The following is a 13473-nucleotide window of genomic DNA, read 5'->3' on the forward strand; positions in this document are numbered from 1 at the left end:
TTACTTACGGTAGCCACTTAACATTTCGTGTTCTGCACTACTGTTGAGTGGCCACTGCGGCTGACCCGCACTATTCCCCAACAGGCACTCTCCCCGCCGTTTTGCGATTAGGCCGAGAAACTCCGCCGCCAGCGGAATTTTTAAATTTTCGCACCACTGAGTTTCGATAACCAAGCGCCTGGCAGCAGCCCACTCATCGTTATTTTGTTTTGCTTTACGGGCTGCATAGTGGTCTACCGGGATTTCGGTCACCCATTGCTGTTGTTCGACGTTCCAGCGCCGTTGCGAGAATTGCTTAAACTGCTCGTCCGTCGGCTGACGTACTTTGATACTGCCATACAAACTATAATGTAATGTTTGCTCGGCAACCGCTGCCAGCGACGCCACTAACGGTTGCTCGTGGTTTAGCTGCGGCTTGATCCCGGCCATAGCACCAATCAGGGTCATACGCATTTTTTGCTGACTACCGTGATTAATGGCACCGGTGCGCGCGGCGTATTGGGTCGCCGTGTGTAATGTTTGCTGCGCCCACCATAACCAAAAAAGTTGAACCACAAAGCAAATCGCCAGCAAAATAATCGGCCAGGCGATGATGAATTCGGTCACCGCCTGAGCCTGTTGCCGTTTGCGGCTGCTCTGCGGTCTATTAGTTAACATAACCTATCACCTTGACGGTTAACGTCGGCGGTTGCCAATTATAAGCCGGCGGACTACCCGCATCACCCAGCAGTAACCGCGGTGCCGCTAAAGCCACCTCGGTTTGCATGAGCAACACGTGTTGCTGGGGCTGAAAACGCCACTCTGCTGTTTCCGGAAAACTTAGTCGATGCGGCAGCAAACCGGCGCTGAGTAGTTCATCCTGATTCAGCGCAAACCGTTGTTGCTGTTTAAAAAATGCTCGCTGCGCCTGTTTTAGTTGCAACAACGCGTGCTGCCATTGCTGCATCCGCTGCAATTGCTGTTGCTGCTGCCATAAGTTAATCCACACCAGGCTCAGCGTTGCGGCAACTGCTAGCGCCGCAACACTACTTATTAAGGTCATCCCGCGGGGCATGTTAGCCCTGGAAGGTGATTGTTAGGGTATCAGTCATATAACTCGCAACCACCGCAAGATCTGTGTATTCCTTTACCATACGCTCACCCTCGGTCGAAGATGTGACCCCAGAAAAAGTCACCGTATACCGTGTTAAATCTCCAACATCGGCACTTACACTGACATCCCCCCCCCAGGGATTCTTCTCCACTCCGTCACCCCAGGTTTCCGGCACTGCACCAATAGCACTTAACTCACTAATGCTAATCCCGGTAAAAACACCGGTATTCGGGCGCCACATTTGTGCCCCCGACTGCAGCGTCGTAATCATGCTTTTGGCTTCCGATATCCGCGAGTTGGATACCGCCCAATCGCGTAATACCAATGTGCCCAGCGTAGCAATGGCAATAATACTCAATACTGCCAGTACTTCGATAAAGGTGAATCCGCTTACCCGCGGTAGTGTTGTACGTCCGGTCATTGTTAACTCTCCATGTTGATAAAAATAACGATTAAAACGTTTCCTGCGACCCTTATTTAGCCTCACCGTCAGGCCATCAGTAACTGCTGCATAATTTGCCCTGCAGCCTGTATCAGTAGCATCAATAATCCGACAATAGCCAGGTACACCAAGCCCAGTAGTAACCGTTGCCGGCTCATAATTTCAGCACGTATCGCTTTGTCACTGCGCAGCGCGGTGCGCCACAAACCGTCTACGGCCTGCCCCAGCTGACTGCTGTTGTGTAACCGAAACAACAGTTGTTTGGGCAATAGCCCCGTGCCCATCACCTCAGCCAGCTGCCTTTCGCCACGCGCTAAATGCTGGCTCATGGTCTGCAAATGACGGCGGACGTAGGTATTTGCCAGCGGCTCCAGTTGTCGCAGGCCATCCTGTAAGCTCAAGCGATGACGTAACAACAGCGCCAGCATCTGCGTTACCCAGACGGCTCCCATTGCCCGCGTATACCCAAACATACCCAGTCGTTCCAGCCGTAACCGCCAGCGCCCGGTCCAGTGCTGGCCCAGCCAACGGTAAACAAGCCCGAGAGCAACCCCTGACAGTAGCCATAAAGCGCCCCAGTTAACCAATAGCGACGACAGCAAGCTCACCGCATTAACACTCCAATGCTCAACCGCGGCGGGACTGTATGCCAGCAGTCGCGGGAAGTAAGCCTGCCCGGCCACTGCCGTAGCGATTAATACCAGTAACAGCACAAACAGCGGGTAAACGCGCTGCTTCCACAAACTCATGACCAGCCGGTAGCGTCTGCGCTCAAAGGTTCTGAACTGCTGCAGCAATTCAGTTAAGCAATCTTGTTGCTGCCCCAGCGTGAATACATCCAGTAACCCCGGATGTAACCAGCCTTTTAAGGCATCAGTCATCGGTAATCCGGCACGCAGGCAGTCGGCCAAACGTTGCGCCATCTGCTGTTCCGGAACCAAGTTGTAGTGTGTTGCACTTAACCGCATGGCTTCCGCTGCCTGTAACGGGCTACAGCCGTCATCAAGCCAGTGGCAATAATCTTCGACCCATTGCCACTGGCGATTTTTAGACCAGCTGAGCCGTCGCAACTGATTAACCGGCACAAGGACCCTGCGCACTGTACTGGTAAACTTGATTCGGTTCGTGCAGGCTGGCTAGTGCAGGATGTTGAGCGCGCCAGCGGTCAGCCATTGACTGCCAGCCTTGTTGCTGTAAATGTTCACGCCAGCCACTGTAATCCTCGCGTCGAAGATAGCGTCGCGCCGGATAATCTATCAGCACGTATTCTGCGATCAGTACACTGTCATCCTGTCGATGCACCAAATGTTGCGCGATAATGCCCTGCAATACGCCGCCGGCTATTAGCTCATTCACACTAACCCCAAGATTAGCCAGGCGTTGGATCGCGCCGATGCAATCATGCGCATGCAGGGTTGCCGTAACCACATGACCAGTCAGTGCCGCCATCACCGCCGCTTTGGCGGTTGCTGTATCGCGAATTTCGCTAATCGAAATGACATCGGGATCTTCACGCAGCGCTATTTTTATATGCTCAGCAAAACTGTCATGCTGACCATCGACCCAACGCTGCTCAACATTGTCCTGCACAATCTCTATGGGATCCTCCAGCGATATAATCTTCTTCGCCTCGCCAAACAGTCGATTGATTGCTGCCAGTGTGGTCGTTTTACCCTGTCCGGTAGCGCCAACAATCAAAATCAGCCCATGCCGTTGCTTTAACAGTTCGTCAATGCCCGCCCGAACATCAACCGGCATCGATAAGTCTTGCAGGTTTAAGGCCTGTTGCGGCAGCTCCGGAAGTAACCGCAAGGTTACCGAAAAACCATGATTAAGTGGTGACTTCTGCAATCGTAAACGGACTTGTTGCGCCGAGCGCTCGGTAGTCGCCGGTAGCTGTAACTCGATACTGGCACTATCGCTGCGTTGCTCGTTAAACACTTCGCGGTAGTCGTCACTGTAGGTATTAAGCGCAGCGGCAATAGACTCCAGCATGGCCTCGCGACTGCGGCACTGGGTGCCTACCAGACGCCCTTTTACGCGAAATTTTATCCACGCCTGCACGTGGGTAAAACGCAGATGAATATCACTGGCTCCCATAGTCAGTGCCTCGCTGACCAGGTCGGTCAGGGTTTGCTGAGCACGCGTAACGTCATTAACCAGCGCATTGTCGGCGCCCTTACCAGCACCATTGGCGCGGTCGGCCTCGGTTAGCAACAGCCGGATATTGGCGGCGCTCGAGTAAGCCACAACCACTGCGTTCTCGATACGCTCCTGCAACAGCTGTCGCACGTTATTCATTTCGGTGTTACCCCGGTGAGCAACCGCAGGAGAGCAAACCAACATACCTGATTCGGTCGCTAAAATGGCTAAATCCGAATCACCGCGCTGACGCCAACGTTCAGTCACTTCCAGACAATATTGCAGAATCGGTGACGGGATCACGCAGCCCTGCAACGCCTGGCTATCCATCAACGGTTCAGTCATTAGGCGAATCCTTATTGGTTTTTTGTAGTCGCCATTGCGGCTGTTCCCCGCCTAACCACTGCAACCGCATATGCGAAAAATTAACCTGACTGATAATTTGCAACGATGTACCAGCTTCCGGCTGCGATGCTGTTGTCGCAGTAGTGTTAGCAGGAGTGCTGTCCAGTTGACGTAATTCTGCGTTCATATCGGCATACGCCAGGCGCAAGCGCATCAGTTCGTTGTCGAGGCGTTGTTGCTGAATTTGCAACTGTGTCTGCTGGTGGTGCTGGTTCAATGCGGCTACGGCGGCATTATCATCGCGCCTGGACGTATCCACCGATGCTGTTGTTTGCGGCTGTACTTGCTGCGCTGCACTTAATAACGGCAACCCCATAGATAGCAGCAAAAGTAGTCGCTTAATAGGATAGTTTTTCATGGCATCACCTTAGGTGGGTTAGTTAACGTTAAATTGCCATTCCAGCCTTGTTCAGACGGTATCAGGGAAAGCTTTTGTAAATGTAGTGGCACCGCCGCTAAGCGCTGGCTCAACTCACGCAGCTGCGGCAAAGACCAGTGTTGCCAGTTAAATTGCCACTGACTACCCAGTCTTTGAATTTTTAGGCCGGGCCGGTTTTCGGTCAGTAACGCTCGTAATAACGCATCGGACCGCCAGGGACTAAGCTGGTCTGCTGACGGTTGCTGCACCGTCGATATATCCTGCACCTGGCTGCGCGTGATCGGCTGTTGCTGATTCGGCCCGCTATTAATAACGTCAGTCTGTTGCATTGAGTAGAGCGCTAACGGCGCATAGCCATGGTAACGCGTGGTTAAGTGCGTACCCTTTAATTCCACTGACTGTAATTGCCAGGCTCCCTGCCAGCGCCGCATTGCCAGGGGTTCGACCCGTTCAAAAACCGCCGCCAACGGCAACCGCTGTCGTCCACCTTTAGCGCCGGCATTGACCGCTTCAAGCTGAGCCTTGCTGTGTTCAGTGTCCACTGGCGCCAACATCCACCAGCCGCCGGCAGCTGCCGTTAGCAGCAATGCCAGAACCACCAGCCATTGCCATCGCCGACGCGGCTTTCGGTATAACGCCAATTGAGGCAGTGACTCAAGTGCGACCAACCGCTGGCTGCGATCGTAATCAACGTCAACTGCGTCCGCCCATGGTTCCGGTAACGGCTCTACCCAGCCATGTTGTAAATATTGCTGCTCCTCGACACTGGCACCAGCCGAATTACATTCTGCAACACAATCGGTCAGCGATTGTTGGCACACTCGGTGCAGCCGCCCCTGCTGCCAAATAATCAGCAAGGGCCCATTGCCGTGTTTTACCAGGATCCAACATTGCGCCTGCGGCCGCACTTTTGCGGAAATACCCAATACCGCGTCAGCACAGGCGGCCATAGCCAATGACAGCCACCAGTTACCGGCAATAAAATAGAGCTGTGCATAGCGATACCCCAGGCTTTTGGCTCGCTCCTGCACCGCTTTAACGGGTGGTCTTTTGACCCCCCAACATTCTCTGAATACACCAACAGCCGCCTGCATCAGCCTTCAACTCCAATCACGTGCGGTGTTAACAACAATAGGGTTTCGCTATTACCCAGTGATTGTTTGACATCTCCGCCGGCCAACCAGCTAAATAATCCCTTACGCTCGCCCGATTCGCTGCGGGCATGTTGCAATCCGGATAACAACAAAGTTTGTTGGTGACCGACCATAGCTTTCAAAAAGAAGGTTTTACGCGACGTGCGTGGCGTTTGAATTTGCTGTGCGCCGGAACTGACCATGTCGAGCCCGCGCAATGCGCTAAGACTGGACGATAGCTGCAAAATAACTTGCTGTTGTTGAATTTTGGGCAACAAAAACAGTTCAAAACCGGTGGTCACTTTTCCCGGCAAAAGTAATTGCTCGGTACCCACGTTAGGGGTGCTGGTGGAGCCCGCAGACGCCAGATAGGTGGTTTCGTCCTCAACCAAAATACGAGCCACCTGATTATTCAGTGTTAACACCCGCGGTTGATGACTGACTCGCACTTCGCCCTGTTGTTGCAAGGCATCGATCAGTATTTGCGAGCCGGCAAATCGTCCCGTGGTTTTTTGCAGACCCAGTGATAACACTGATTGCGCCGCAGACATCCCGGACGAGCTCAGCGCAGAAATCGGCCCCAGTTCCTGCATGTTGCGCATCAATTGCCAATCGATCGCGAACTGCTCGCTATCATTAAAGGTAACCTCAATCACCTGCACATCAATCGCTACCTGCCGGGTAAGTTGCCGGTTCAGATCGTCAATATAATCGGCTACTGTAGCGATGACGGTTGGGGTATCTTTGACCACTACAGAGGTCGAGCTTTGGCTGATGGCCAGTTCGCCGCGCTCTGATAACATTAACTGCAACGTTCGCTCCAGATCCTGCCACAGCGACAGTTGTTCTGAGGCAAAATTGAGATACTGATTACCCTGCTGAGAAACTGAATTTTGCTGCTGTGTGGACGGCAGTCGTGATGTATTGCCCTGATCGCCCAGCATAAAACGGGTATCGCCGGACAAAAACGAGACATCAAAACGTCGTACCTGCAACTGCTTAACCTCAACCCGGGCAGCGTGGGGTTCCACAAGTAACTGATTTGCGTTAGCGATCCATTCAAGCAACTGCCCTACGGTGCCCTTGTGGTCAGCGTAAACTAAGGTGTGAGTGTCGACTTCATCGGCAAAACTGACGCGCACGTTCAGGGGGCTCAATATTTGATGCAATGCATCCTGCAGCGGCAATCCGCGCATATCAGCAGTTACCTGCCGACTATACCAGGCTGGTTTGGCCGCCAGTCGGGCATCCAGTTTCGGTACATAAAATTGTTCACTGACTACAACTGTATCAACCGGCTTAGGCAGCCTTTGATGCGGATACTGGTGGCTTAATTGCTGATGCTGCTGACGTTGCAGGGCATCCGCTTGCAACAGCAGTTGTTGCGGGCTTTGCATACACCCGGTCAGCTGCATGCACAGTAGCAGCACCACAGGCAAACGCCAGAGGTTTAATAACAACATTGGTATTACAGCGTTCGATATCGAACAACAGCACTATGATTGGGATGCATCACTAATTGCAGTTTGTAAGGCTGTAAAATGCGGCGCAGTAACTCAGCCCAGCTGTCAGCACTCACTTGGTGCTCGGTGGGCCATTGGTGATGCGGGGATGCCTGCCAGTCAAGCACTTTTATCGCCAGATGCTCTTTTAACAGACGTCTAATCTGCGGCTCTAACTGGCCCGGATAAAGCTCGGTAACGACAGCAGCTGACGGTGCCGGCAGGTTGGCTTCGCGCGGCAAGGCGCTGGCCACTGCCGGTTGGTTAAGTAATAGCGGCTGACAGGAAGAATTCCCGGTTGCTGCAGATGCAGCAACCGGGAGTGCCAACATAATGAAACAACCGAGCTGAGAGAGGGAAACGTGTTGCGACATTATTGGATCTCCTTATCCTGTTGACGTGTCGTCCTGACACTCCCAACTGTAGAAAGAAGATCCGTGACTGCCTAGTGGTTATAACCGACAACCGCTGTAAGCAATTGACTACTTACTATCAATCTCCCAGCGGCCATTTTTATAAAACGCTTTCCAGCCGGTTTGCTTTTTATTCACCTCGGTAACAACGTACTGCTCTTTAGTTTTACGCGAAAACCGCACAATTGCTTCGTTACCATCGTCATCTTCCTGCGGCGCCTCGGCCAGGTATTTAAACTTAGCCGGCAGACGATCTTTAAAGCGCGCTAGTTCCTTGACCGTGACCGCACGTGTTTCGCGCGATTTAGGGAAGGTATTGGCCGACAGGAAAATACCCGACGCACCATCACGCAACACAAAGTATGCGTCAGAATTTTCGCAGGGTAACTCCGGTAACGGTACCGGATCTTCTTTCGGTGGCGCCGGCTCGCCGTTGCGCAATAACTTACGGGTATTTTTACAGTCTTCGTTAGTACAACCAAAGTATTTGCCAAAACGTCCGGATTTAAGCTGCATTTCCGAGCCGCATTTATCGCACTCGATAGTCGGGCCGTCATAGCCTTTAATCCGAAACTCGCCCTGCTCGACTAAATGGCCGTCACAGGTCGGATTATTACCGCACACATGCAGTTTACGTTTTTCGTCAATGAGGTAACTGTCCATCGCCGTACCGCACTTAGGACAGCGTTTTTTAGCGCGCAGCGCCTCGGTTTCTGCTTCGTCATCGTCAGAAACTTTAATCGCGTCCTCCCCCGGCACCAGGTTCAACGTCTGGGTGCAGCGCTCTTTCGGCGGTAAGTTGTACCCGGAGCAACCTAAGAACACACCTGTAGAGGCCGTTCTGATGCCCATTTTGCGACCACATTTAGGGCAGTCAATGTCAGTCAGAACGGGTGGATTGCCGCGCATACCACCGGCAGTGGGTTCCATTTCGGCTTTTTCCAGCCGCTCTTTAAAGTCCTCGTAGAATTTATCCAGCGTCTGCTTCCAGTCACGCTCACCGGCTGCGATATCATCCAGCGCCTGTTCCATCTCGGCAGTAAAGTTGTAATTCATCAAGTCGGTAAAATTCTCAAGCAACCGATCGTTGACGATTTCGCCCATTTTTTCGGCATAAAAACGACGGCTTTCGACCTTCACGTAACCGCGATCCTGAATGGTCGAAATAATCGACGCATAGGTTGATGGCCGGCCAATGCCCCGCTTTTCTAACTCTTTAACCAGCGACGCTTCGCTGTATCGTGCCGGCGGCTTGGTAAAGTGCTGCTGCGGATCCAGCTTTTGCAAATCCAGCACATCGCCTTTATTCACGTCGGGCAAAATTTGGTCGCCGTCTTTTTTGCTGCCTGACGGCGGCATAACCTTAGTCCAACCGGCAAACTTCATTACCCGGCCACGGGCTTTTAATTCAAAATTACCGGCCTGCGCGGTTAACGTGGTGCTGGTGTATTTAGCCGGCACCATTTGGCACGCCACAAACTGCCGCCAAATCAATTCATATAAACGTTGCGCGTCGCGCTCCATCTGTTTCAGCTGGTCGGCTTTGACCTTAACATCGGACGGTCGGATCGCCTCGTGCGCTTCCTGCGCGCCCTCTTTCGAGCCATAGCGATTAGGCTGTTCGGGCAAATAATTCTTACCAAAATCTTTTTCTACCAAGGCACGACAAGCGCTGACAGCGTCGGCACTCAAGTTAGTCGAGTCAGTACGCATATAAGTAATATGACCGGCCTCATACAACCGCTGTGCCAGGGTCATGGTCTTTTTAACCCCAAACCCAAGCCGGGTACTGGCTGCCTGCTGCAGGGTAGAGGTTATAAAAGGTGCTGACGGCTTACTGCTGGTCGGTTTATCTTCGCGGGCAACAACCTGATAGTCAGCGCCTTTTAACTGATCCAGCGCCTGCTGTGTTTGTTGCTCATTGGCCGGACGAAAATTATTGCCATTTTCTTTGGCCACCTGCATCCGCAATGCGTCAGACGATGGCGTGGTTAAATCAGCAAATACGTCCCAGTACTCTTCCGGCACAAAGGCTTTAATTTCGCGCTCTCGCTCTACTACCAGACGTACCGCAACGGACTGTACCCGCCCGGCCGATAAGCCACGGGCGATTTTCTTCCACAATAGCGGCGACACCATAAAGCCCACCACACGGTCCAGAAAACGGCGGGTTTGCTGCGCATTAACGCGGGCCGTGTTGAGCTCTGCCGGATGCTTAAAAGCTTCCTGTATGGCCGACTTAGTGATTTCGTTAAACACCACGCGTTTGTAGCGTTGGTCATCACCACCAATAAGTTCTTTTAAATGCCAGGCAATCGCTTCCCCTTCGCGGTCCAAATCCGTCGCCAGAATAATGGCATCGGATTTTTTTGCTAATTGCTGCAGTTCTTTAACGACCTTTTCTTTGCCCGGCAGTACTTCGTAGTGGGCTTCCCAATTGTGCTCAGGATCAATACCCATACGTGCTATCAGACGCTTATAGTCGCGCTGCTTTTGGTAACGTTCTTTCTCTTCCGGCTCCATTTTGCGGATTTCCGCCGCCGGTTTACTCGGCACTTTCTCTACTGCTTTGGTTGGCAGGTCACGCACGTGCCCCACACTCGACTTAACTACAAAGTCGTTACCCAGGTACTTGTTAATCGTTTTTGCTTTTGCCGGGGACTCGACAATAACGAGCGATTTAGCCATAGACGTTAGCTTCTCTTAATGATGATTGACCGACGATATAAGTATTCGATAGCACAATTGCAAGTGCTAAGCGGCCGGCATTTCCTTTTTTTAGGTATATCGGTAATTGCCAACAGAAACAACCGTTGTCGATGAATTTGATAAAAATTCGCACAAAGAACATAAACAATCAGTTCCTGACCGCTTTGCCAAAAGCCCCAAAATTAAAGGCTTACAAGCGCATTAATACAACGTATAATGGCGTTAAATCGATCCATTCGACGCACTAATTTACAGGAGCGCCTGAACGTGACCATGCAACATTTTGAAGTTAACTACGACGGCCTGGTTGGCCCTACCCATAATTATGCCGGCTTATCGTTCGGCAATGTGGCCTCGCTGGCGAATGCAAAATCGTCGTCCAGCCCCAAAGATGCTGCGCTTCAGGGTTTGGCTAAAATGAAGGCGTTACACGACATGGGCATGAAGCAAGGCGTTCTGGCACCACAAGAACGTCCCGATGTTTATGCGCTGCGTCGGGTAGGATTTTCCGGTACCGATGCCGAGGTGCTGTATAAAGCTGCGACCCAGGCACCCGCTATTTTCCAGGCGGTCTGTTCGGCATCAAGTATGTGGACAGCCAATGCAGCAACGGTATCACCCAGCGCTGACACAGCGAATGGCAAGGTTCACTTTACCCCGGCTAACTTGACCAACAAATTTCACCGTTCGCTGGAGCCGGAAACCAGCGGTCGTATTTTGCAGGGCATGTTCGCCAACGAACGTTACTTTGAGCACCACACCCACTTGCCGGACAACGAACACTTTGGCGACGAAGGCGCTGCTAACCACACCCGCCTGTGCCGTGAGTATGGTCATGCCGGGGTCGAGGTGTTTGTTTATGGCCGCCATGCGTTTGATTCGTCAAAACCTGCGCCGACTCGTTATCCGGCCCGACAGACACTGGAAGCCAGTGAGGCTATCGCGCGCCTGCACGGACTGGACGAAGGCAACACCGTTTATATCCAGCAAAACCCTGACGTTATTGATCAGGGCGTATTCCATAATGACGTTATCGCGGTGGGTAACCAAAACGTGCTGTTCTACCATGAGCAGGCGTTTGCCGATACCGAAGCGAAACTGGCCGAAATCCAGCAAAAATTCGGCGACAGTGAATTACACTTTATTAAGGTAGGTACGGACCAGGTCAGCGTGCAGGACGCTGTTAGTACTTACTTATTTAACACCCAGTTGATCACCCCGCCAGACGGTAAGATGACCATTATCGCACCGACAGAGTGCCAGGAGAACGAGCGCGTGAAGGCTTATCTTGATTCACTGGTTGCCAGCGGTGGACCAATCCAGCGGGTTGAGTTTTTTGACGTAAAACAAAGCATGCGCAACGGCGGTGGCCCGGCGTGTCTGCGCTTACGTGTGGCGTTAAACGACGAAGAGCTGGATGCGGCCAACCAACATTGTTTAATGTCTGACGAGCTGTTTGCGCGCTTAAATAAGTGGGTTAACAAGCATTACCGTGACGAACTGGCGGTCGATGATTTACGCGATCCGGCGTTACTGGAAGAGTCGCGCACTGCGTTGGACGAACTAACGCAAATCCTCAAAATCGGTTCGGTCTACGCGTTTCAACGCTAAGCGCCACCTGCGGTGGCTTGCAGCAAGGCGCGAAGTGCCGCCCAGCAAAGCGCGGCGAAGCCCGCGCTGCCTGGCAAGCGGGCGTATGCCCGCGCCTAGCGTGCCGCCGCAGGCGGCACTTAGTTAATCGTTGTCGTTGTGGAGTTCGAGGTTGGCGTCTTCGCTGCTGGCATTTGCCGCTTTCGCCGTATCATTACGGGCAGCATCTAATTGATCCAGATATTCCTGGCTGATATCGCCGGTTACGTATTCACCATTGAATACCGAAGTTTCGAAGCGCTGAATGCTTGGGTTTTGTTGCCCTACTGCAGCCACTAAGTCTTCAAGTTCCTGGTAAATCAAACCATCCGCCTTGATCATATCGCAGATTTCCATCGATTCACGGCCATGACCAATCAACTCGTTCGCACTTGGCATATCGATGCCGTACACATTCGGGAAGCGAATTTCCGGCGCCGCTGAGGCAAAGTAGACTTTCTTCGCACCCGCTTCACGGGCCATCTCAATAATTTGCTCTGAGGTGGTGCCGCGCACAATCGAATCGTCGACCAACAGCACGTTCTTATCCTTAAATTCGGCACTAATCGCATTGAGTTTGCGCCGCACCGATTTACGCCGTTGCGTTTGACCCGGCATGATAAAGGTACGGCCGATGTAACGGTTCTTAACAAAGCCCTGGCGATAAGGTAAGTCCAGCTCACTGGCTATTTCCAGCGCGATATCGTTACTGGTTTCGGGAATCGGAATCACTACGTCTATGTCGAGATCGGCATAGTCGCGCTTGATCTTCTCGCCCAGCTTGCGGCCCATATTAACCCGCGACGCATAAACCGAAATACCGTCAATAAACGAGTCGGGACGGGCAAAATAAACATACTCAAAAATACACGGACAATGTTTTGGCTTGTCGGCGCATTGACGCGAATAAAGCTTGCCGTCGTTAGTAATATAAATGGCTTCGCCGGGCTCGACATCACGTACGTATTTGAAACCCGTACCATCAATAGCAACACTTTCTGAGGCGACAATATATTCCTCGCCGTCAGCAGTTTCGCGTTTACCCAATGCCAGCGGGCGAATACCCCAGGGGTCACGAAAGGCCACTAAACCATGCCCGATAATCATCGCAACAACGGCATAAGCACCGCGAATTTTGCGGTGTACTGCGGTAATGGTACGGAAAATATCGTCGTCATTAAGGCGCAGACTATCGTTTTTATCCAACTCGTTAGCAAATACATTAAGTAAGATTTCAGAGTCTGAGGTGGTATTAATATGGCGACGGGCGGTTTTGAATAAGTGGTTATGAACATCACCGGCGTTGGTTAAATTACCATTGTGCGCCATCGCGATTCCAAACGGTGAATTCACATAAAATGGCTGCGCCTCAGCGGAGCTCGAACTACCTGCCGTCGGATAGCGGACATGGCCAATACCAACGGTACCGGCTAAACGGTGCATGTGACGCGTATGAAACACATCACGTACCAAGCCATTGGCTTTGCGCAGACGCAGCGTCTGGTGTTCATCCACCGTCATAATGCCGGCGGCATCCTGACCCCGGTGCTGAAGCATAGTTAACCCATCATACAACGCCTGGTTAACGGGCTGCTTGCCTACGATACCAACAATACCACACATAAA

Annotated in this window: 12 protein-coding genes; 1 reads left to right on the forward strand and 11 read right to left on the reverse strand. The window is 52.2% G+C overall.

Annotated elements, in window-relative coordinates:
• The 10 genes from KZ771_RS06820 to topA all read right to left on the reverse strand — a co-directional run bounded on the left by KZ771_RS06820 (position 1) and on the right by topA (position 10197).
• Positions 1-657 carry a TadE family protein gene (locus KZ771_RS06820; protein WP_290654739.1) on the reverse strand — a complete coding sequence of 219 codons (657 nt, stop codon included), beginning with the start codon at positions 655-657 and terminating at the stop codon, positions 1-3.
• Positions 647-1054 carry a hypothetical protein gene (locus KZ771_RS06825; protein WP_290654740.1) on the reverse strand — a complete coding sequence of 136 codons (408 nt, stop codon included), beginning with the start codon at positions 1052-1054 and terminating at the stop codon, positions 647-649. The genes KZ771_RS06820 and KZ771_RS06825 overlap by 11 nt, the downstream gene beginning before the upstream one ends.
• A gap of 1 nt (position 1055) precedes the next feature.
• A complete protein-coding gene (locus KZ771_RS06830) occupies positions 1056-1514 on the reverse strand; it encodes a type II secretion system protein (RefSeq protein ID WP_133539072.1) in 459 nt (152 codons plus the stop codon).
• A gap of 68 nt (positions 1515-1582) precedes the next feature.
• Positions 1583-2620 carry a hypothetical protein gene (locus KZ771_RS06835; protein ID WP_290654741.1) on the reverse strand — a complete coding sequence of 346 codons (1038 nt, stop codon included), beginning with the start codon at positions 2618-2620 and terminating at the stop codon, positions 1583-1585.
• Positions 2610-4022, reverse strand: coding sequence for an ATPase, T2SS/T4P/T4SS family (locus tag KZ771_RS06840; protein WP_290654742.1), 1413 nt, complete (start codon positions 4020-4022; stop codon positions 2610-2612). Before KZ771_RS06840 ends, KZ771_RS06835 begins: the two co-directional genes overlap by 11 nt.
• On the reverse strand, positions 4015-4440 hold the full coding sequence (locus KZ771_RS06845; RefSeq protein ID WP_290654743.1) for a hypothetical protein: 426 nt from the start codon (positions 4438-4440) through the stop codon (positions 4015-4017). The genes KZ771_RS06840 and KZ771_RS06845 overlap by 8 nt, the downstream gene beginning before the upstream one ends.
• A complete protein-coding gene (locus tag KZ771_RS06850; RefSeq protein ID WP_290654744.1) occupies positions 4437-5555 on the reverse strand; it encodes a hypothetical protein in 1119 nt (372 codons plus the stop codon). The genes KZ771_RS06845 and KZ771_RS06850 overlap by 4 nt, the downstream gene beginning before the upstream one ends.
• Positions 5555-7057, reverse strand: coding sequence for a hypothetical protein (locus KZ771_RS06855; protein WP_290654745.1), 1503 nt, complete (start codon positions 7055-7057; stop codon positions 5555-5557). Before KZ771_RS06855 ends, KZ771_RS06850 begins: the two co-directional genes overlap by 1 nt.
• 5 nt (positions 7058-7062) lie before the next feature.
• A complete protein-coding gene (locus KZ771_RS06860) occupies positions 7063-7470 on the reverse strand; it encodes a hypothetical protein (RefSeq protein WP_133539066.1) in 408 nt (135 codons plus the stop codon).
• Positions 7471-7578: 108 nt separating this feature from the next.
• On the reverse strand, positions 7579-10197 hold the full coding sequence (gene topA / locus KZ771_RS06865; RefSeq protein ID WP_290572232.1) for a type I DNA topoisomerase: 2619 nt from the start codon (positions 10195-10197) through the stop codon (positions 7579-7581).
• 294 nt (positions 10198-10491) lie between these two features.
• Between topA and astB the strand changes: the two genes are divergently transcribed.
• Positions 10492-11829, forward strand: coding sequence for an N-succinylarginine dihydrolase (astB, locus tag KZ771_RS06870; protein WP_133539198.1), 1338 nt, complete (start codon positions 10492-10494; stop codon positions 11827-11829).
• Between the two features lie 123 nt (positions 11830-11952).
• On the opposite strand, the gene purF is transcribed toward astB, so the two are convergent.
• Positions 11953-13470 (reverse strand): amidophosphoribosyltransferase, encoded by a 1518-nt coding sequence (gene purF / locus KZ771_RS06875; protein WP_133539064.1) that lies wholly within the window; start codon positions 13468-13470, stop codon positions 11953-11955.
• Positions 13471-13473 lie beyond the last annotated feature (3 nt).

This window comes from Idiomarina sp. (assembly GCF_019431395.1).
Classification (GTDB): Bacteria; Pseudomonadota; Gammaproteobacteria; order Enterobacterales; family Alteromonadaceae; genus Idiomarina.